The following is a 19,318-nucleotide window of genomic DNA, read 5'->3' as shown; positions in this document are numbered from 1 at the left end:
CATAAGGACTCGGGGCGCGTTTCCTGACAGGACTAAGCTGGAATGGACACTCACCGGGAGGCTTCACCGTGTTCGACTTGTTTTTCTGGATCATCATTCTGGCCGTCCTGATTCCCATGGGCATGCGGATGTACCGGAGGTCGGTTCAACAGCGCAACCAAGGGCCCGGCCTGCCCGGACAGTACCCGGGCCAGTTTCCGAATCAGTTTCCGCATCAAGACCCCGACCAGTTCGGCAACCAGCCGGGCAGCCCGTTCGGAGGCCCGTTCCAGGGCCGTCCGGACAACCGGCCGCGGGACGGCTACACGCAGCAGGACTACTTCGGCGGCGGCTTGGGATTCCCCCAGCGCGGCGGCAAGGAAGAGCTACCGCCCCTGAATCCGCCCTACCCTGGTCAGGCATACCCGGAGCAGCAGTACCCGCCATACCCGAACCAGCCGTATCCGAACCAGCCCGGTCCCGGCGGCACCGGTGCGCCGGCCTGGCAGCAGGGGCAGGTTCCTTATGAGGACAGCCCGGAATACCACGCCAACCCGCCCCAGCCACAGCAGAATCCGGCTCCTTCCACCGGACCGGCGCCCTCGGCTCCCCCGCCGCCGTCGGCTCCGCAGGGGTTCCGTGCACGGAAACTGGCTGAACTGGACCAGCAGTACAGCGAAGGCCAGCTCTCCATGGAGGAGTACATGGCCCGCCGCAACGACATCATGAACGGCTAGGCAGCGGCCGACAGGCTCGCCCTCACACGCATCTGCTGGGCCTCATGGCCGTCCGCACAGAAAAGGAACAGCCCGCGCGCCGCTGCTTGTGACTGCGGGACGCGGGCTGAGGCCCGGGGCGGTCTTGACCGGCCCAAACTCGAGTTTTGATGTAAACCGAGTATCGAGTTTAGTCGGTCTGCGGGAAGCCGAGGTCAATGACCGAGGTGGACGGGTCAGGCCAGCGCGTGGTGACCACCTTGCCCCGGGTGTAGAACCGGATGCTGTCCGGGCCGTACATGTGGGTGTCGCCGAACAGGGAGTTCTTCCAGCCGCCGAACGAGAAGGTGCCCACCGGGACCGGAATGGGCACATTGACGCCCACCATGCCGGCCTCGACGTCGAACTCGAACTGCCGTGCGGCGCCGCCGTCGCGGGTGAAGATGGCCGTGCCGTTGCCGAACTCGTTGTCGTTGACCAGCCGGACGGCATCGCTGTAGGTGTCGACGCGGACCACCGACAGGACCGGGCCGAAGATCTCGTCGTCGTAGACCTTCATGCCCGGCTTCACGTGGTCCACCAGGCTGACGCCGATGAAGAAACCGTTTGAATCGAACTGCTGCGAGCGCCCGTCGACGACGACGGTGGCGCCTTCGTTTTCGGCTCCTGCAACGTAGGAGGCCACGCGGTCCCGGTGCTCCGCGGTGATCAGCGGACCCATCTGGGAGGCCGCGTCGGTTCCCGGGCCGATCTTGAGGCCCGCCATTCGGCTGGAAATCGCCTGCACCAGGTCGTCGGCGATGTTGCCCACCGCCACCAGGACGCTGACGGCCATGCAGCGTTCACCCGCCGAACCGTAGGCGGCGGAAACGGCAGCGTCTGCCGCCATGTCCAGGTCGGCGTCGGGCAGCACCACCATGTGGTTCTTCGCGCCGCCCAGGGCCTGGACCCGCTTGCCGTGGTCGGCCGCCCGCTTGTAGATCGACTGCGCGATGGGCGTCGAGCCGACGAAGCTCACTGCTTTCACGTCGGGGTGTTCGAGCAGGACGTCAACGGCTTCCTTGTCCCCCTGCACCACGTTCAGCACGCCGGCGGGGAGCCCTGCTTCGGCGAAGGCCTCGGCGATGAAGATGGCGGCCGACGGATCCTTCTCGCTGGGCTTCAGCAGCACGGTGTTGCCGCAGGCCAGCGCGCTGCCGATCATCCACAGCGGCACCATGGCCGGGAAGTTGAAGGGGGTAATGCAGGCCACGACGCCCACTGGCTGGCGCACGGAGTGGACGTCGACGCCGCTGGAGACCTGCTCGGAACGCTCACCCTTGAGCATGTGGGACAGGCCGGTGGCGAACTCGATGTTTTCCAGGCCGCGGGAAATTTCACCCGCAGCGTCGGAGAGGACCTTGCCGTGCTCGCTGGTGAGAATCGCCGCGAGCTCGGGCTTGCGCTGGTTCAGGATCTCGCGGACCCGGAAGAAGATGTTGGTGCGCTTGGCCAGGCTGGTGGCCCGCCACGCCGGCAGCGCGGCACGGGCGGCTGCGATGGCCTCCTCGGTCCGCGACGCCGAGGCGAGGGCCACCTGCTTCTCCTGCTCGCCGGTGGCGGGGTTGAAGACGGGACCGAAGCGTTCGGCGTCGCTGACGCGGTTGCCGTTGATGAAATGCGGAATGGTTTCCAAGGGACGTCTCTTTTCGTGTTTCAGAATGCGGGAGGATGTGGCGGCAGTGCTACTTGGCGGAGTCCAGCGAGCCGTCCGCGAGCTTGATGATCATGGAGCAGTCCTTGCCCGCTTCGCCGGCGTCGATGAGCTGCTGGAACAGCTGCTGGACGTGCTTGCCGATCTCGAGCGGCGTGCCGGTGTCCTCGGCGGCGCTGATGGCGAGGCCGATGTCCTTGTTGGCCAGTTCGGTGGTGAAGGTGGGCGCAAAGTCGTTGTTGGAGGCGGCGGTGGGGACCACCCCAGGCACCGGGTACCAGGTCCGCAGGGCCCAGGAGTCGCCCGAGGAAACGGACGCGATGTCCCAGAAGACCTGCTTGTCCAGGCCCAGCCTGTCAGCCAGGACGGCACCCTCGGCGGTGGACGCCAGGTTGATGAAGAGCATCAGGTTGTTGCAGATTTTGGCCGCCTGCCCGGTGGTGGCGCCGCCGGTGGGGATGATGTTGGCTGCCATCGGGCCGATGTAGCCGGTGGCGTCTGCGACGGCACCCTCCTCGCCGCCCACCATGAAGGTCAGCGTCCCTGCCTTGGCCCCGCTCATGCCGCCGGACACCGGGGCGTCCACAAAGCGGAAGCCGGCGGCAGCAGCGGCGTCGTGCAGTTCCTGGGCGGAGGCGATGTCGATGGTGGAGGAGTCCACCAGCAGCGTGCGGGTGTCGGCATGGGCGAGGACGCCGTCCTCGCCCAGGTAGACCGCGCGGGCGTGCTCCCCCTTGGGCAGCATGGTGAACACCACGTCGGCCCCGGCGACGGCCTCGGCAATGCTGCCGGCTGGCTTGACGCCGGCCTCCTCGGCGGCGGCGAGCGCCGCGGGGTTGAGGTCGAAGCCGCGGACATCGTGCCCGGCCTTCGCCAGGTTAGCGGACATGAAACCGCCCATGTTTCCGAGGCCGATCCAACCGATTACTGCCATGTCGCAAGCTCCTTTGCTTCGGATCCGGCCGCGCGGGCCGGAAGGTCTGTGTCCACCATCACACCCTGCTAGAGTGCAATCAAGGGGAAAAACTACAGACGGCATGTGCACCGATGCACACTGATGAAAGGCTTGCCGTGGACCAGAGACGGCTTCCCAGCCCGGACGACCTACTGATCCTGCTGACAGTGGCCCGCCTCGGCAGGTTCAACGCGGTGGCCGAAACGCTGGGCACAACCCACACCACCATCTCCCGCCGAATCCTCGCCTTGGACAAGCAGCTTGGCGGGCGCACCCTCGAACGCAGCCCGCACGGCTGGGAACTGACCCAGCTCGGCGCCTCCGCCGTGGAGGCAGCGGAGGCCATCGAGAGCACCCTCGGATCGCTCTCCGGCCTGATCAGCCAGGACCAGAGCGCCCTGTCCGGGCTGGTGCGCGTGGCGACGACGGACGGCGTCGGAGCTGTGTTCGTCACGCCCGCGCTGGTCCGGCTGCAGCAGCAGAACCCGCAGCTGAACATCGAGATGCTGAGCGCCACGCGGAAGGTCAGCCAGAACAGATCCGGCGTGGACCTGGAGATCGTGGTGGGCCGGACCGACGTGAGCAACGCCCAGACCATCTTCCTGAGCAACTACTACCTGCGCCTCTACGCCAGCCCCGGCTACGCCGCGGCGCACGGCCTGCCGGAAACGCTCGACGACGTCGGGCAGCACGGCTTTGTCTCTTACGTTGAGTCTGCGCTCCAGGTGGCGGAGCTGGGGCACCGCTGGTCCTCGCAGCTGCCCATGCCTTCCTCGAGCTTCCAGGCCACGAGCGTGTTCGCCCAGATGGAGGCGGTGCGGCAGGGCGCAGGCATCGGGCTGCTGCCGAACTTCATGGTGGCCGGGCAGCCGGACTTCGTTCCCGTGCTCGCCGACGACTTCGAGCGCCAGCTCCCCATCTGGGCGGTGGCACGGCCGGAATCCCTCCGCTCGGCCGCGGTGCAGGCCGTCGTCGCGTCACTCAAGGAGGAAGTGAAGGCCCGGGCAGGGGTGCTGGCGGGCTGAAGCGCCGACCATCCGGCACGCCGGCACCCCCTGGCACAGTTCAGGTGCCCAGTCAGGCCTGGAACAGGCGCCGTACCACCTGCCCTGAGGCCAGTGCATCCAGCCCCTCGTTGATCTCGGTGAGCGGCCTGGTGTCGGTGTGCAGCAGCTCCACCGGCAGCCTGCCCTCGCGCCAGTAACCCAGGTACATCGGGATGTCACGCCCGGGAACGGCGTCGCCCATGTAGGACCCGAGGAGGCGTTTGCCTGCTCCGGCGAACTGCAGGGCCGGCACCGTCAGCTCGGCCGACGGATGGGGCAGGCCCACCGAAACCACGGCGCCGCCCCGCGTCACGTACCCGAGGCACGCGGCGATCACGCCGGCCGAGCCAACGGCCTCGATGGCGACATCGACGCCGTCGCCGGCGGCGGCTGCGTCCCTGATAAGACTCGCCGCGTCGTCCGGCGCCCCTACGACTGTGGCACCGCAATCGAGGGCGAGCTGGTGCTTGCCGGGATTGGGATCGATGGCGATCACGCTGCCGGCCCCAGCGAGGGAGGCGGCCATGACAGCGGAAAGGCCCACCGCCCCCAGCCCGAAGACGGCCACGGACTGGCCGGCCGTGACAGCGGCCGTGTTCAGCACCGCTCCCATTCCGGTGAGCACAGCGCAACCAAACATCGCCGCAACGGTGTCCGGAACGTCGTCGTCAATCACCACCACCGATTCCCGGGCCACCACGGCGTAGTCGGCGAAGGCCGAGACGCCCAGGTGGTGGTTGATCCGCTCCCCCGCCGGCGTCCGCAACAGGGCCTCGCCGTGCAGCAGGTCGCCGGAGCCGTTGACCTCCGCCGCCCGGTGGCAAAGGGCAGGACGGCCGGCGCGGCACGCGCGGCAGTCCCCGCAGCTCGGGACGAAGACCAGCACCACGTGGTCGTCCACCGACACGTCGGAGACGCCGGCGCCGACGGACACGACGCGCCCCACCGCCTCGTGGCCCAGCGCCATGGGAAGGGGCCGGACCCGTGAACCGTCCACCACGGAAAGATCCGAATGGCACAGGCTGGAGTAGGTGATGGCAACGCCCAGCTCACCGGCGCGCGGTTCCGGCCGCTCCAGCTCCTGCACCACCAGGGGCCGGGCGTCCGCGTAGCTGGGCTTCGGCTGTGCAGTATCGGTCTTGGCGACGGTGGAGTAGAGGACTGCTGCTTTCATGGAAATCCTTGGTGTCGGTGAACGGGCAACTGCCCGGACCGCGTGCATGGCGGTCCGGGCAGATGCTGAATGCTCGTAGGTTGGGGCGGAAGCCGGTTTACTTCTTGCCGGCCGCGAGCAGGTCGGCAGTGCCCTGGGCGTCGGCCGCGTCCACGTCGTGGAGCGAGACGCCGCGGGTCTCCTTCAGGAAGAACACGGCGACGGCGGTGATGGCACAGGCGATGAGCAGGTAGATGGCCACCGGAACAGAGGACTTGTAGGTGGAAAGGAGCGATGCGGCGATGATCGGGGCCAGCGAACCGGCGACGATGGAGGTCACCTGATAGCCCAGGGAGACGCCGGAGTAGCGCATCCGGGTGGGGAACATTTCCGCCATGATCGCAGGCTGGCCGGCGTACATAAGCGCGTGGAACAGCAGTCCGATCATGATGGAAGCCAGGATGATCAGATCGTTCTTGGTGTCCATCATCGGGAAGGCGAAGAAACCCCAGGTGGCGCCCAGGATTGCGCCCGCCATGTAGACGGGCTTGCGGCCGAAGCGGTCCGACAGTTTGCCCACCAGCGGAACGGCGGCGAAGTGCACGGCGTGGGCCACGAGCAGCAGGAGTAGGATCCGCGTCGTGTCGGCCTGGACCACGGTCTTGAGGTAGGTGATGGAGAACGTCACCACGAGGTAGTAGAGGATGTTTTCCGCAAAGCGAAGGCCCATGGCGGTGAAGACGCCGCGCGGGTAGCGCTTGAAGACCTCGGCAACGCCGTAGCCCTTGTGCCCGGCCTCGACCTCTTTGCGGGCTTCGAGGAAGATCGGGGCGTCGTTGACCTTGGTGCGGATGTAGTAGCCGATCAGGACGATCACCGCGGAGAGCCAGAACGCCACGCGCCAGCCCCAGCCGAGGAAGGCTTCCTGGGTCAGCGTCGAGGACAGGATGAACAGCACGGCCGTGGCAAGCAGGTTGCCCATCGGTACGGCGGACTGCGGCCAGCTGGCCCAGAAGCCGCGGGACTTGCTGGGGCTGTGCTCCGCGACGAGGAGAACCGCGCCGCCCCATTCACCGCCGACGGCGAAGCCCTGCGCGAACCGCAGGAACACCAGGAGCGCGGGCGCCCAGTAGCCGATCTGCTGGAACGTCGGCAGGCAGCCCATCAGGAAGGTGGAGACGCCAACCAGGATGATGCTCAGCTGCAGCAGCTGCTTGCGGCCGAACTTGTCGCCGAAGTGGCCGAAGACGATGCCGCCGATCGGGCGCGCAACGAATCCGACGGCGTACGTGAGGAAGGCGGCGATGATGCCGTCCAGCTCAGTGCCGGCGTTGGGGAAGAAGGTCTTGCCGAAGACCAGGGTGGCAGCCGAAGCGTAGAGGAAGAACTCATACCACTCCACGACGGTGCCGGCCATGGATGCCGTGACAACTTTCTTGAGGCCTGAGGCCTTGACGTCGGTTTCCTCTACACGCCTTGCGGCGGAGCTTTCCGTACTCATTGCAAACTCCTTCGGCGTCTTCCTCGACGCCACGGGGACCGGTCGATGGCGAAGGGGTGTGATGCGCACCACGAACGCCGGATTCAACGAGTATGGTCTGCCGATGAAGCAAGCTCAACGCCAAATAGTGCAAGGCGCATCTGCATTAATGCACACGCGTGGCATTGGCGTCGCCACGATGAGGTCGGCTCCGCCCTCCTGGACCTAGCCCGAAGTCAGCTGAGGAGGTGTGCCCTGAGCTGGGCGTTCAACTGGCCGATCTCCGTGAGGAAGCCATCGTGGCCGATCGGGGAATCGATCATGTGGACATCCACGTTTCCGGGCAGGGACTCCGCAAGCTCCAGCGACTGGGCGGGAAAGTACAGCCGGTCCGACTCCACGGCGGCCACGAAGAAGTCAGCGGTGGTCCGGGCGAGGGCCTCTTTGAGCGTTCCGCGGCCGCGTGTGACGTCGTGGCTCATGAGTGCTTCCGTCAGGGCGATGTAGCTGTTGGCGTCGAAGCGCCGGACCAGCTTGTTGCCCTGGTGGTCCAGGTAGCTCTCCACCTGGTAGCGGCCGCGGCCCCCCAGTGCTTCGGCCTGCAGCGGCTCTTCAGCGGCCTGGGCGTTCCTGCCGAACCGGAAATCGAGTTCGTAGGCAGACCGGTAGGTGATGTGGGCAATCCGCCGTGCGAGCGCCAGGCCATCCGCGGGTTCCGGCCCGCCGTAGTAGTCGCCGCCGTTGAAGTGGAGGTCCTGCCGAATGGCAAGCGTCTGCGCCTGCGCGAACGCGATCTGTTCGGCCGTGCTCCTGGCTCCAACGGAGATGACACCGCAGCGCCGCACCCGCTCCGGGAACGTTACTGCCCATTCGAGGGCGCGCGCCCCGCCCATGGAGCCGCCCACCACGGAGTGCCAGCTGCTGATACCGAGCCGGTCAGCCAGCCGCGCCTCGGCCACCGTAGAGTCCCTCAGCGTCACCAGCGGAAAGCGTGAACCCCACGGTTTGCCGTCCGGAGCAGTCGACGACGGCCCGGTGGACCCGTAACAGCCGCCCAGGATGTTGATGGAAATGACGAAGAACCTGTCGGTGTCCGCCGGCGCACCGGGCCCGGCGAGCTGTTCCCACCAGCCCTCTTCGGTTCCCCCACCCCGGGTCACATGTGTGTCCCCTGTGAGGGCATGCTGAACGAGGATGGCGTTGGAGCCGTCCTCGTTGAGCGTTCCCCAGGTTTCGTAGGCCAGGGTCACATCCGGCAGGAATCCCCCGGCCTCGAGTTCCAGGCTGCCGATGTTGACGTACTGGACAGTGCTGTCCTGGTTTGCGCCATCGGGAACTGTGCCGTTAGGAGCCGTGCCGGCCGGAACTGTGCCGTTAGGAGCCGTGCCGGCCGGAACTACGGCGGCGGGTACGTCGGTGCTGACAGAAATCGTCACAGGTAAACCTCTTCTACGCGCTTGCCCGCCGGCAGCTGTCCGGCAGGCCAGGTCTTCACCCGGGGCACCCCACCGCGGAAGGAGGGTTGCCGGCCAGCAAGCCGGGGCTGTCGCTGGCACTCATGACCTGTTGCCCAGTTTACGAAACAGACGGACATCTGCGCTAAGAATGTGACGGCTGTGTGACTCCCGGCCCCTCACGGGCCGGAAGCCACACAGGTAGCACGGGAAGTCAGGCGCCTTTTGCCGCGCGGAATCCGGCGTCGAGGTCGGCCAGGATGTCATCGATGTGCTCCAGGCCCACCGACAGCCGGACTAGGCCGGGGGCAACCCCCGCCACGACCTGCTGCTCCGGCGTGAGCTGGCTGTGCGTGGTCGACGCCGGGTGGATGACGAGGGAGCGGACGTCACCAATGTTTGCCACATGGGAGTGCAGTTCCAGGGCATCCACGAAGCGCTTTCCGGCCTCGGCGCCGCCGGCCAGCGTAAAGGCCACCACCGCGCCGGTGCCCTTGGGCCCGTACTTCAGGCCGCGCTCGTACCAGGGACTGGACGGCAGCCCGGCGTAGGCCACGGACTCCACGTCATCCCGGGCTTCCAGCCAACCGGCCACGGCTGCCGCGTTGGCCACGTGGCGCTCCACCCGCAGGCTCAGGGTTTCCAGGCCCTGCGCGATGAGGAAGGCATTGAACGGGGACACCGCGGAGCCCAGGTCGCGGAGCAGCTGGACGCGGGCCTTAAGGATGTAGGACAGGTTGGCTCCCAGGGCGCCGCCGGCCCCGAGGTCCCGGGCATAGACCAGCCCGTTGTAGGTGGGGTCCGGCGTATTGAAGCCGGGGAAACGCTCCGGGTCCTTGCCGAAGTCGAAGTTGCCTGAATCCACGATGACACCGGCAATGGCGGCACCGTGCCCGCCGAGGTATTTGGTGGCCGAGTGCACCACGATGTCCGCGCCCCACTCGAGCGGCCTGATGAGGTAGGGCGTGGACAGCGTGTTGTCCACGATCAGCGGCACGTCGGCCTCGTGCGCTGTCCGGGCGACGCCTTCGATGTCCAGCACGTCCTGCCGGGGGTTGGACACCACCTCGGCAAAGAAGAGCTTGGTGTTCGGCTGCACGGCGTCGCGCCACTGCTCCAGGTTGTCCGGGTCCGCCACGAAAGTGACGGAGACTCCGAACTTCTTCAGGGTGTGTGCCAGCAGGTTGTAGGTGCCGCCATAGAGGCTGGGGCTGGCAACCACGTGGTCGCCGGCTTCGGCGATGTTAAGGATGGCGTACGTTTCGGCGGCCTGACCCGAGCTCAGGAGCAGTGCCGCGAGCCCTCCTTCCAGACTGGCGATGCGCTGTTCAACCGCGTCCTGGGTAGGGTTGCCGATCCGGGTGTAGATGGGTGCGATCTCGGCCAGCGCAAAGCGGTCCGCTGCGCTTTCGGCGCTGGGGAAGACGAACGACGTCGTCTGGTAGATCGGCAGTGCCCGGGCGCCGGTGGCGTCGTCCGGCGCCTGGCCGGCATGGATCTGGCGGGTTTCGAATGACCATGCGTTGGACATGAGGCTCCTCTGCTGAAGGGCGTGTGCTGGTCCCGGCACAGGCCCGCGCTTGCCGCACGGCGGGCGCCGCGCAGCCAGGTCTGCACCCGGGGCACCCCGCCGCGGTTGGAGGGTTGCCGGCCAGCGAGCCGGGGCCTTCTTTGCTGGCGCTCATGACCTGCAATCAGCGTACGAATGGGACTATTACGCGCACAGCTTTGTGAAGAACTTCGTCAAAGTATGGACTTTTCGCAGGGTTAGGTCACCCTTAGCTGAGAGCCCCGTCACAAAGTGCCAAGATGAGGGCATGCGCATGGATCACGTCTCTTACGCCTGTGAACACGATGGCCTGGCGGCCACCACCGAACGTATCTCCTCTGCCCTGGGCGTCGAAGCCGTAAAGGGTGGGGTGCACCCCCGGTTTGGGACCCGGAACATGATCATCCCCCTGGCCGGCCACAAGTACCTCGAGGTTGTTGAGGTACTTGACCACCCGGCGTCGGACAAGGCACCGTTCGGCCAGGCCGTCCGGGCCCGGTCCGCCGCGGGCGGCGGCTGGATGGGCTGGTGCGTCGAAGTTGACGACCTCGCCCCCTTCGAGGAACGCCTGGGCCGCTCCGCGGTCAACGGCAACCGCAAGTTCCCCGACGGTCGGGAGCTTGTCTGGAAGCAGATCGGCATCCTGGGCCTGATCGCCGACCCGCAGGTCCCCTACATGCTGAAATGGGAGGGCGATGCGGAACTGCACCCGTCCAACGCCTATGACAGCAATGTCAAGATGTCCAGCCTCACGATCGCGGGTTCTGCCGAGCGCGTGACCGAGTGGCTCGGCGAGCCCGTCGAAAGGCCGCTGGAGGACGTCGCCGTGAACTGGGTCGCCCCGCACGGAACGCCGGGCATTCTCTCGGTCACGTTCGAAACCGCAGCGGGCGCCGTCACCATCTGACGCACGTTCTGCCCTTCACTTCGGCCGCCATCAGCGGGTGCCAATGACGTCACCCGCCGACGGCGGCCGAATCACTTTTAAGGGCCGGCGCTGGCCGGCCCCTCGGCCGTGCCGAATGGATGTTCCCTACCCCAGGCTGACCTAGCCCAGGCCGACCGCCTTGCCGAACAGGCTGAACCCGACGAACGCGACGATATCCAGCAGGGCGTGCGCGATGACGAGCGGCATCACACGGCGGGTCCTGGTGTAGATCCAGGCGAAGACCACGCCCATGATGGCGTTTCCAATGAACGGCCCGAACCCCTGGTACAGGTGGTAGCTGCCGCGGAGCATTGCGGACACAAAGATCGCCAGCGGCACGGACCAGCCGAATTTGCCGAACCGGTCCAGCAGGTACCCCACCACGATGACTTCCTCCACGACCGCGTGGCGCAGGGCAGACAGGATCAGCACGGGCACCGTCCACCAGTAGGCGTCCAGACCGCTGGGGATGATCGCCGTCGTTATGCCCAGGGCACGTCCGGCGGCATAGAGGCCCAGCGACGGGATGCCGATCAGGGCGGCCAGCCCGAGCCCTTGCAGCAGGTCCTTGCCCGGCCGGGCGAAGTTGAATCCCAGCTTCCGGAACGCCGAGCCGGCGTCGTGCCCGGCCTTCGCCTGGCGCTGGTCGGTCAGAAAGTAGATCACCAGCAGGACCGGCACCAGGGCGAAGATGATGTCCAGCAGCTGGTAGGTGAGGTCGAAGTACTCGCGGGTGCTTTGCGACCTGTTCAGCGTGGACGTCCCCTGCGCCAGCGGTGCCCGGGTCATTTTGTCCAGCAGCTGCACCACGGAGTAGACGGCGGACTGGCCCAGCGACAGCCCGAGGACAATCCAGACTTCGAACCGCAGCCGACGGCGGGAGGGAACCAACATGTTCCTATCTTGCCTGCACCGGCTGGTACTTTCCTGTCAGCCAGTCGGTTCCTGTCCGGCCGCGGGCTGACCCTATGCTGGGAAACTATGAGCGCTCCCGGGAAAATCATCATGATCCGGCACGGCCAGTCGGCGGCCAACGCGGATACCTCCATCTACAACAGGGTGCCCGACTACCGGATTCCGCTGACGGAGCTCGGCTTGGAGCAGGCGAAAGCCGCCGGGGAACGCATCCGGCGCGAGCTGGACGGCCGGCAGGTAAGCGTCTACGTCTCACCGTACCTGCGCGCCTACCAGACCCTCGAGGCGCTGGACCTGGGCTCCCTGACGGAGCGGGTGATCGAGGAACCGCGGCTGCGTGAACAGGACTGGGCCAACTTCCAGATCTCCGGCGACATCGAGGACCAGAAGGAGCTGCGCAACGCCTACGGCCACTTCTTCTACCGCTTCCGGGAGGGCGAGTCCGGCTCTGACGTCTACGACCGGATCTCCTCGTTCATGGAGACCCTGTACCGGCACTGGTCCAAGCCGGACTACTCCCCCAACGCCCTGCTGGTCACGCACGGGCTGACCATGCGCCTGTTCTGCATGCGCTGGTTCCACTGGTCCGTGGAGTACTTCGAGTCACTGAACAACCCGGAAAACGCCGAGGTCCGAATGCTGGTGCAAAACGGCGCGGGCAAGTACGAACTGGACACCCCGTTCACGCAGTGGGTGGACCGGAGGGTGGACGAAACGGTGCTGGACGCCGCGCCGGTGATCTTCTGAGCCGTCTTCTTTTCTAGCTGCCGGCCACGAGCACTTCGGTGCCGCGGGCTTCGAACGCGGCCTTGTCCGCCGCGGAGATGCCAGAGTCGGTGATGAGCCGGGTGAAGTTGTAGCCGTCCATCGTCGCGAAGGCCCGGCGGCCCACCTTCGAGGAGTCTGCGATCACGTAGGACTCGCTGGCGCGGCTGGCCAGCAGGGCGTTGACCGTTGCCTCTGCCTCGCCGGTGTTGGTGGGCCCCACCTCCGGGTCCACGCCGTTGACGCCGATGAAGGCGATGTCCAGCACCACCTTCTGCATGATGATGTCCGTGTACGGGCCCACGAGCTCATAGGACCGCGTGTTGAGGATGCCGCCGGTCACCATCACCTTGATGTTGGGCCGGACGGCCAGCTGCGAGGCGATGTTGATGGCGTTGGTGACCACGGTCAGGGTGGGTTGGTTCGACGGCGAGTTGAGGTCTTCGCGGGTGGCCAGGATCTGCGCCAGGGCGGTGCTCGTGGTGCCGCCGCACAGTCCGATGACCATGCCCGGGGCGATGAGCGCCGAGGCGGCCAGCGCGATCTCCTGTTTGGCCACGGCGTGGTCGTCCCGGTTGTACCTGCCGGGAAGGTCGTAGGCCAGGGCTCCGGTGGTGGCGCCGCCGCGGGTCCGGGTCAGCAGCCGCCGCTTGGCCAGGCTGTCCAGGTCCCGCCGGGCGGTGGCCGGTGACACGCCGAGCCGGGTGACGATTTCCTCGACTTCCACCTGGCCGGCCTCGGCAAGGAGATCAAGGATGGCCGTCAGTCGGTCGGTGCGTGTCATGCAGGGCCTTTCAAGATCCAAAAACGCCACGAAGAAATGACGCTTTGTGATTGTATCAGACCTCGAACGAGCATCTTACGTCACCGCCGGCGGGTGAAGGCACCCCCGGACACTACCGCGCCCGCACCCCTGCACGCCAAACCGCGTGGGTCAGCGGCATGCCGGGGCGGTAGGCGAGGTGGGTGGCGGACGGCGCGTTGAGGACGTGCAGGTCCGCCCGGTGTCCGACGGCGAGGGAGCCCACCGCCCGTTCGCCGTCGACGTCGTTACCGGACTCCCGCTGCAGCGCCAGGGCGCCGCCGTACGTCGCCGCCCGGACCGCCTCGTGGACGCTCAGGCCCATCTGGAGAACGGCGGTGGTGACGCAGAACGCCATGGAGCTCGTGTAGGACGTGCCGGGGTTGCAGTTGGACGCGAGCGCCACGGGCACGCCGGCGTCGAGGAGCTGGCGGCCGGGGGCCAGCGGCTGGCGGGTGGAGAGATCGCAGGCCGGCAGGCAGGTGGCCACCGTTCCCCGCCCGCCCGTTCCCGCGGCGGCATCCCAGCCCGACCAGCCGGCGGCGAGGTCTGCGATGTCCTGCTCCGAAAGATAATTGACGTGGTCCACGCTTGCCGCGCCGAACTCCACCGCGAGGCGGACTCCGGCGCCGTGGCCCAGCTGGTTGCCGTGCACCCGCAGCCCCAGGCCGGCGTCGCGGCAGGCCTGCAGCACAGCACGGGACTGTTCCTCCGAGAAGGCACCCCGTTCGCAGAACACGTCGGCCCAGCGGACGTAGGGGCGGACCGCATCCAGCATCGGGCCGCAAACAAGCTTGGTGTAGTCATCCGCATCCGCCCCGGCCGGCACCAGGTGGGCACCCAGGTAGGTGACCTCGTCCGCCACCGTCGAGGCGATCCGCGCGCTCCGGGCCTCCTGCTCGACATCGAGCCCGTAGCCGGTTTTCGTCTCCAGGTACGTCGTGCCCTGCGACACTGCTTCGGCGACCCGGCCCTGCGCCAGCCGCGTGAGGTCGTAGTCGCCGGTGTTCCGGGTGGCTTGAGTGGTGACGGCGATGCCGCCGGCGCTGTACTCCTCCCCTGCCATCCGGGCCTCGAACTCCGCGGTCCGATCGCCCGCGAAAATGAGGTGCGTGTGGGAGTCCACCCAGCCGGGCAGCACGGCCCGGCCGCCCGCGTCCACGGCTTCGTCGGCCGCGGGGGCGGCGGATGCCTGGCCGATCCACGAGATCCGTTCACCCTCGATCACCACTGACGCATCCTTGAGGACGCGGTGCTCCGCGTCCTGGGTCATCAGTTCAGCGATGTTGGTGATCAGTGTGCTCATGGATCCATTCTTCAGCGTCGGATGGACCAGCGCGTCGCAGCCAGCGCATCCGCCGTCCGGGATACCGGACCGGTGCCAGCGCCCTGCCCGGCACCGGCGTCCTGCCCAGCCAGAATCTGGGCCGCGGCCAGTTCCGCGATGCCCGACGACGTCTGGAAACCATAGCCGCCCTGGCCGGCGAGCCAGAAGAAGCCGCGCGCCTCGGCGTCGAACCCCACGACAGGCACGCCGTCGGCCGCCTCGGTGCGCAGGCCGGTCCAGGCCGTCCGGACGGGACCGATCCCCAGCGTCGTCAGCGTATTGAGCCGGGAGATGACCCGCTCCACGTCCCCGGGGCGCGGGCGTGCGTCTTCCGCCGGGCTGGCCACGTGTTCCGACGGCGAGATCAGCACGTCGCTGCCTTCCCTGCGGAAGTAGAAGGAATCGTCGGCGGCGGCCACCATGGGGCTGCCTTCCGGCAGCGGATGGTCGACGCCGACAATCGCCGCTGTGCGGCGGTACGGCTGCAGGCCGATCTTCTCGACGCCGCTCAACACCGCCAGCTCGTCCGCCCAGGCGCCGGCCGCGTTGACCAGAACGCCGGCGGAGAAGCCTTCCTGCCCGGCGCCGACCTCCCAGCCGGATCCTAGCCGCTGCGCTGAGTGGACGCGGGCGCCGGTGATGATGTCCACGCCGGCAGCTTCGGCGCGCGCCCGGTGCCCCTCCAGGAGCACCGGGGCATTGCAGCCAAAGGACCCCGTGTCCAGGCCGGCCGCAGAGAAGGACTCCGGTTTCAGCGCCGGGCAAAGCCCAAGCGCTTCCCGGTGGCTGACCCGGCGCATTTGGCCGCTGGCCTCGGCCTGCACAGATTCCTCGTCCCCAATCAGCAGGAAGCTCCGCGGGGACAACACGGGTTCGGGCCGACCGGCGTCATCCCCGGCGATCAGCTCGAGCGTGCGGACGGTGAGTTCCTGCACCACCGGCGGACCGTAACTGGGGATGAGCTGCCGGGCCGAGCGCGACGACGTGTGGTACGCCAGCTGCTGCTCCGCCTCCACGAGTGCCACCGTGCATTTGCCGGCCAGCGCGGAGGCCAGGGACAGCCCGGCAATCCCGCCGCCCACAATGACTACGTCATACGTTGATGCCATGGGCTCCATCTTTACAGATGGCCGGACTCTACAGGTGACCGGAGCCTACGCAGCCACCGCGTTCCGGCTCTTAACGAACGCCTGGACGCAGGTTTCGACGTCGTCAGCACTGTGCGCGGCGGACAGCTGGACGCGAATCCGGGCGGCACCGCGCGGCACCACCGGGAAGCTAAAGGCGGTGACGTAGACGCCGTGCTGGAGCATCTGGTCGGCCACCTTCGCTGCCAGGACGGCGTCGCCGAACATGACCGGCACAATGGCGTGCTCGCTGTCGAGCAGTTCGAAGCCTTCCTCCGTCATCCGGCGGCGGAACAGCTCCGCGTTCCGGAACAGCGTGGCCCGCAGCTCGCCGGAGGTCTGCACGAGTTCCAGGGCTTTGATGGTGGCCGCCACGATGGCCGGGGCGAGGGAGTTGGAGAAGAGGTAGGGGCGGGCCTTCTGCCGGAGCATGGCCACAACTTCGGCGCGGCCGGACACGTAGCCGCCCGAGGCGCCGCCCAGTGCCTTTCCGAAGGTGCCGGTGAAGATGTCCACGCGGTGGGAGACGCCGGCGTGCTCGGGAGTCCCGGCTCCGGTGGGTCCCATGAACCCTACGGCGTGGGAGTCGTCCACCATCACCAGGGCGTCGTGCTTTTCGGCGAGGTCGCAGATGGCCTCCAGCGGGGCGAGGTAGCCGTCCATGGAGAAGACCCCGTCGGTGACGATGATCTTCCGCCGGGCATCCTTCGCTTCCACGAGCTTTGCCTCCAGCTCAGCCATGTCCTGGTTGGCGTAACGGAACCGCTGCGCCTTGCAGAGCCGGATGCCGTCGATGATGGACGCGTGGTTCAGGGCATCGGAGATGATGGCGTCCTCTGGGCCGAAGAGCGATTCGAAAACGCCGCCGTTCGCGTCGAAGCAGCTGGAGAACAGGATGGTGTCCTCCGTGCCCAGGAACTTTGAGACCCTGGCTTCGAGTTCGAGGTGCAGGTCCTGGGTGCCGCAGATGAACCGGACGCTGGCCATGCCGAAGCCGCGCTCGTCCATGGCGGACTTGGCCGCCGCGATGATCTCGGGGTGGTCGGCCAGGCCCAGGTAGTTGTTGGCGCAAAAGTTCAGGACGGGAGAGCCGGATTCACCGATCTGCCCGGCGGTGATGTGGCTGGCCTGGGCGGAGTCGATGTGGCGCTCCGTCTTGTAGAGGCCTGCGGTGCGGATGTCGTCGAGCTCGGCGCGGAGCTGGTTCTTGATAGCTGAGTACATGGCGGTTCTCCTTGGCTGGGAAACTGTCAGAAAAGTGTGGAAGGGCAGGGGCCCGGATTTCGGGTCAGATTTCCGACCAGTCGAGCACCACCTTCCCGCCGACGCCGGCCTTCGCGATTTCGAAGCCCTTCTCCCACTGGGTGGCCGGCAGCACGTCCGTGACTACGGCGGAGATGCTGGCGTGCACGGCGGGGCTGGAGGACAGCATGGCGCTCATGGCGTACCAGGTCTCGAACATCTCGCGGCCGTAGATGCCCTTCAAGGTGAGCATGTGCGTGACCACCTTGCCCCAGTCGATGTCGATGGACTGGCTGGGTAGGCCCAGCATGGCGATGCGTCCGCCGTGGTTCATGTTGTCAATCATTTCCGGCAGCGCGGTGGGGTGGCCGGACATTTCCAGTCCGACGTCGAAGCCCTCGCGCATGCCCAGCTCCCGCTGCGCTTCCCGGACCCGTGTCCTGGAGACGTCGATGGCAAGATCCACGCCGAGCTGCCGGGCAAGCTCCAGCCGCGGAGCCGAGATGTCGGTTATGGCGATCTTGCGGGCACCGGCATGGCGGGCGACGGCGATGGCCATGAGGCCGATCGGTCCGGCGCCGGTGATCAGCACGTCCTCGCCCACCAGCGGGAAGCTGAGCGCGGTGTGCACGGCGTTGCCGAAGGGATCGAAGATGGCGCCAAGCTCGGGCGTGACGGACGGGTCCTGGTGCACCCAGACGTTCGTCTCCGGGATGACCACGTATTCCGCGAACGCACCGTCCCGCTGCACCCCCACACTGACGGTGTGGATGCACATCTGGCGGCGGCCGGCACGGCAGTTGCGGCAGATGCCGCAGACGATGTGGCCTTCGCCGGACACCCGGTCGCCCACTTTGACGTAGCGCACGTCCTCACCCGCGGCCACCACCTCGCCGTAGAACTCGTGGCCGGCGATCAGCGGGGCCTCGATGATGCCTTGCGCCCAGGCGTCCCAGGACTGGATGTGCAGGTCCGTTCCGCAGATGCCGGTGGTGAGCACGCGAATCTTGACCTCGCCGGGTCCTGCGTCCGGTTCCGGGCGGTCGGTCAGTTCAAACCCGGCGTGGGCGCCGGCCTTGTAGAGCGCCTTCATTGGCTTCCTTAGGTTCGGCATGCGGTGGCATGCGGTGAATTCTCCCTTCATTAGAGCCACCTTCGACCCGTTAGCACAAGGGGAATTTTCTCAATCGACGATTAAGGAATTGCTAAGGAATAGGATGGAAGGCATGGAGATCCACCAGCTCGAAATGCTGCGGGAGCTTGGCGCGCTGGGAAGCGTCAAGGCCGTCGCCGATACCCTGCTCGTCACCCCCTCGGCCGTGTCCCAGCAGCTTGCCCAGCTGCAGAAAAGTGTCGAGGTGCCGCTGACCCGCAAGGAGGGCCGGAACCTGGTCCTCACGGAGGCGGGCCAGGTGCTCGCGGACGCCGGTGCGGCCGTCGTCAGCGCCATGGCCGACGCTCGGATGGCGATCGGCGCGTACCACGGCTCCACAGTGGCGCCGGTGACGGTGAGCGGGTTCCACAGTGCGGGGCAGGCCCTGTTTGCGCCGCTGGCACGGCTTTTGGACGGCCCGGACAAGCCGAAGGTGCTGCTCTCCGACGAGGATGTGGCCCAGCAGGATTTTCCGGCGCTGACGGCGCGGTACGACCTCGTGCTGGCGCACCGGATGGACCACAGCCCCAAGTGGCCGGAGGAAAGGGTGGCGGTGATACCGCTGGCGCATGAGCCGCTGGACGTGGCACTGCCGGCAGGCCACCGCCTGGCCGGGCAGGCGGCGCTGACGGCGTCCGACGTCGTCGGCGAACCCTGGGTGACCAGCCGCGCCGGCTACTCCCCCGCGGACGTGCTGTCCGCCGTCGCCGCGGTCTCCAGCCGGGAGCTGAACATCGTGCACCGGATCAACGACTACTCCACGGTGGCGGCGCTGGTGGCCTCCGGAAGCGTGATCGGACTGCTGCCCCGGCACACAGCACGGCCGGTGCTGAACCCGGACATCGTGCTGCGGCCGCTGCACGGGATCAGCACCCGGCGCCGGATCGATATCCTGGCACGCCCGGAAAACCTTAAGCGTGCTTCGGTGCGGGTAGTGTGCGAGGCGCTGCAGGACATCATGGCCCGGCTCAGCCACGCTTAAACCCAACTGGGTCGCAGTTGTTGTCGTTATGAGCCCTCAAAACGACGTTAAC

17 protein-coding genes and 2 riboswitches are annotated in these 19,318 nt (G+C 67.2%); of the genes, 5 read left to right on the top strand and 12 right to left on the bottom strand.

Annotated elements, in window-relative coordinates:
- Positions 1 to 68: 68 nt before the first annotated feature.
- Positions 69 to 716: a hypothetical protein gene (locus DBZ45_RS14465; protein WP_111904573.1), complete on the top strand. Its 648-nt coding sequence runs from the start codon at positions 69 to 71 to the stop codon at positions 714 to 716.
- Positions 717 to 885: 169 nt separating this feature from the next.
- Here the strand turns inward: DBZ45_RS14465 and DBZ45_RS14460 are convergent, their stop codons facing one another.
- Both DBZ45_RS14460 and mmsB read right to left on the bottom strand, forming a co-directional pair.
- Entirely contained in the window at positions 886 to 2,370 is a 1,485-nt protein-coding gene (locus DBZ45_RS14460; RefSeq protein ID WP_111904572.1) for a CoA-acylating methylmalonate-semialdehyde dehydrogenase, read from the bottom strand.
- A 49-nt stretch (positions 2,371 to 2,419) separates the two neighbouring features.
- Entirely contained in the window at positions 2,420 to 3,322 is a 903-nt protein-coding gene (gene mmsB, locus DBZ45_RS14455) for a 3-hydroxyisobutyrate dehydrogenase (protein WP_111904571.1), read from the bottom strand.
- 113 nt (positions 3,323 to 3,435) lie between these two features.
- Here mmsB and DBZ45_RS14450 point away from each other — a divergent pair, with 113 nt between their 5' ends.
- Positions 3,436 to 4,368 (top strand): LysR family transcriptional regulator, encoded by a 933-nt coding sequence (locus tag DBZ45_RS14450; RefSeq protein ID WP_111904570.1) that lies wholly within the window; start codon positions 3,436 to 3,438, stop codon positions 4,366 to 4,368.
- Between the two features lie 52 nt (positions 4,369 to 4,420).
- Here DBZ45_RS14450 and DBZ45_RS14445 read toward each other — a convergent pair whose 3' ends face one another.
- The 4 genes from DBZ45_RS14445 to DBZ45_RS14430 all read right to left on the bottom strand — a co-directional run bounded on the left by DBZ45_RS14445 (position 4,421) and on the right by DBZ45_RS14430 (position 10,007).
- Positions 4,421 to 5,563 (bottom strand): alcohol dehydrogenase catalytic domain-containing protein, encoded by a 1,143-nt coding sequence (locus DBZ45_RS14445; protein ID WP_111904569.1) that lies wholly within the window; start codon positions 5,561 to 5,563, stop codon positions 4,421 to 4,423.
- Positions 5,564 to 5,660: 97 nt separating this feature from the next.
- On the bottom strand, positions 5,661 to 7,043 hold the full coding sequence (locus DBZ45_RS14440; RefSeq protein ID WP_111904568.1) for an MFS transporter: 1,383 nt from the start codon (positions 7,041 to 7,043) through the stop codon (positions 5,661 to 5,663).
- Positions 7,044 to 7,258: 215 nt separating this feature from the next.
- Positions 7,259 to 8,314, bottom strand: a complete 1,056-nt coding sequence (metX, locus tag DBZ45_RS14435) for a homoserine O-acetyltransferase MetX (protein WP_111904593.1) — start codon at positions 8,312 to 8,314, stop codon at positions 7,259 to 7,261.
- Positions 8,315 to 8,470: 156 nt separating this feature from the next.
- Positions 8,471 to 8,586, bottom strand: a riboswitch (SAM riboswitch).
- 104 nt (positions 8,587 to 8,690) lie between these two features.
- Complete coding sequence (locus DBZ45_RS14430; RefSeq protein WP_111904567.1) at positions 8,691 to 10,007, bottom strand: bifunctional o-acetylhomoserine/o-acetylserine sulfhydrylase; 1,317 nt, start codon at positions 10,005 to 10,007, stop codon at positions 8,691 to 8,693.
- Positions 10,008 to 10,047: 40 nt separating this feature from the next.
- A riboswitch (SAM riboswitch) is annotated at positions 10,048 to 10,165 on the bottom strand.
- Positions 10,166 to 10,293: 128 nt separating this feature from the next.
- On the opposite strand from DBZ45_RS14430, the gene DBZ45_RS14425 reads away from it, so the two are divergent.
- Entirely contained in the window at positions 10,294 to 10,932 is a 639-nt protein-coding gene (locus DBZ45_RS14425) for a VOC family protein (protein WP_102970773.1), read from the top strand.
- Positions 10,933 to 11,073: 141 nt separating this feature from the next.
- On the opposite strand, the gene DBZ45_RS14420 is transcribed toward DBZ45_RS14425, so the two are convergent.
- Positions 11,074 to 11,847, bottom strand: a complete 774-nt coding sequence (locus DBZ45_RS14420) for a CPBP family intramembrane glutamic endopeptidase (protein ID WP_111904566.1) — start codon at positions 11,845 to 11,847, stop codon at positions 11,074 to 11,076.
- Between the two features lie 87 nt (positions 11,848 to 11,934).
- Here DBZ45_RS14420 and DBZ45_RS14415 point away from each other — a divergent pair, with 87 nt between their 5' ends.
- Positions 11,935 to 12,615: a histidine phosphatase family protein gene (locus DBZ45_RS14415; protein ID WP_111904565.1), complete on the top strand. Its 681-nt coding sequence runs from the start codon at positions 11,935 to 11,937 to the stop codon at positions 12,613 to 12,615.
- Between the two features lie 13 nt (positions 12,616 to 12,628).
- Here the strand turns inward: DBZ45_RS14415 and DBZ45_RS14410 are convergent, their stop codons facing one another.
- The 5 genes from DBZ45_RS14410 to tdh form a co-directional block, all read right to left on the bottom strand.
- Positions 12,629 to 13,417 (bottom strand): DeoR/GlpR family DNA-binding transcription regulator, encoded by a 789-nt coding sequence (locus tag DBZ45_RS14410; RefSeq protein WP_111904564.1) that lies wholly within the window; start codon positions 13,415 to 13,417, stop codon positions 12,629 to 12,631.
- A 112-nt stretch (positions 13,418 to 13,529) separates the two neighbouring features.
- Positions 13,530 to 14,741, bottom strand: a complete 1,212-nt coding sequence (hutI, locus tag DBZ45_RS14405; protein WP_111904563.1) for an imidazolonepropionase — start codon at positions 14,739 to 14,741, stop codon at positions 13,530 to 13,532.
- A gap of 11 nt (positions 14,742 to 14,752) precedes the next feature.
- Entirely contained in the window at positions 14,753 to 15,871 is a 1,119-nt protein-coding gene (locus DBZ45_RS14400) for an NAD(P)/FAD-dependent oxidoreductase (protein WP_111904562.1), read from the bottom strand.
- A 45-nt stretch (positions 15,872 to 15,916) separates the two neighbouring features.
- Positions 15,917 to 17,113, bottom strand: coding sequence for a glycine C-acetyltransferase (locus tag DBZ45_RS14395; protein WP_111904561.1), 1,197 nt, complete (start codon positions 17,111 to 17,113; stop codon positions 15,917 to 15,919).
- A gap of 64 nt (positions 17,114 to 17,177) precedes the next feature.
- Complete coding sequence (tdh, locus tag DBZ45_RS14390; protein ID WP_111904560.1) at positions 17,178 to 18,224, bottom strand: L-threonine 3-dehydrogenase; 1,047 nt, start codon at positions 18,222 to 18,224, stop codon at positions 17,178 to 17,180.
- A gap of 133 nt (positions 18,225 to 18,357) precedes the next feature.
- On the opposite strand from tdh, the gene DBZ45_RS14385 reads away from it, so the two are divergent.
- On the top strand, positions 18,358 to 19,266 hold the full coding sequence (locus DBZ45_RS14385; RefSeq protein ID WP_111904592.1) for a LysR family transcriptional regulator: 909 nt from the start codon (positions 18,358 to 18,360) through the stop codon (positions 19,264 to 19,266).
- The last annotated feature ends 52 nt before the right edge of the window (positions 19,267 to 19,318 follow it).

It is taken from the genome of Arthrobacter globiformis (assembly GCF_003261175.1).
GTDB lineage: Bacteria > Actinomycetota > Actinomycetes > Actinomycetales > Micrococcaceae > Arthrobacter > Arthrobacter globiformis_A.
The sequence above is the reverse complement of the archived record's forward strand: the minus strand, read 5'-3'. Positions and strand labels throughout refer to the sequence as shown.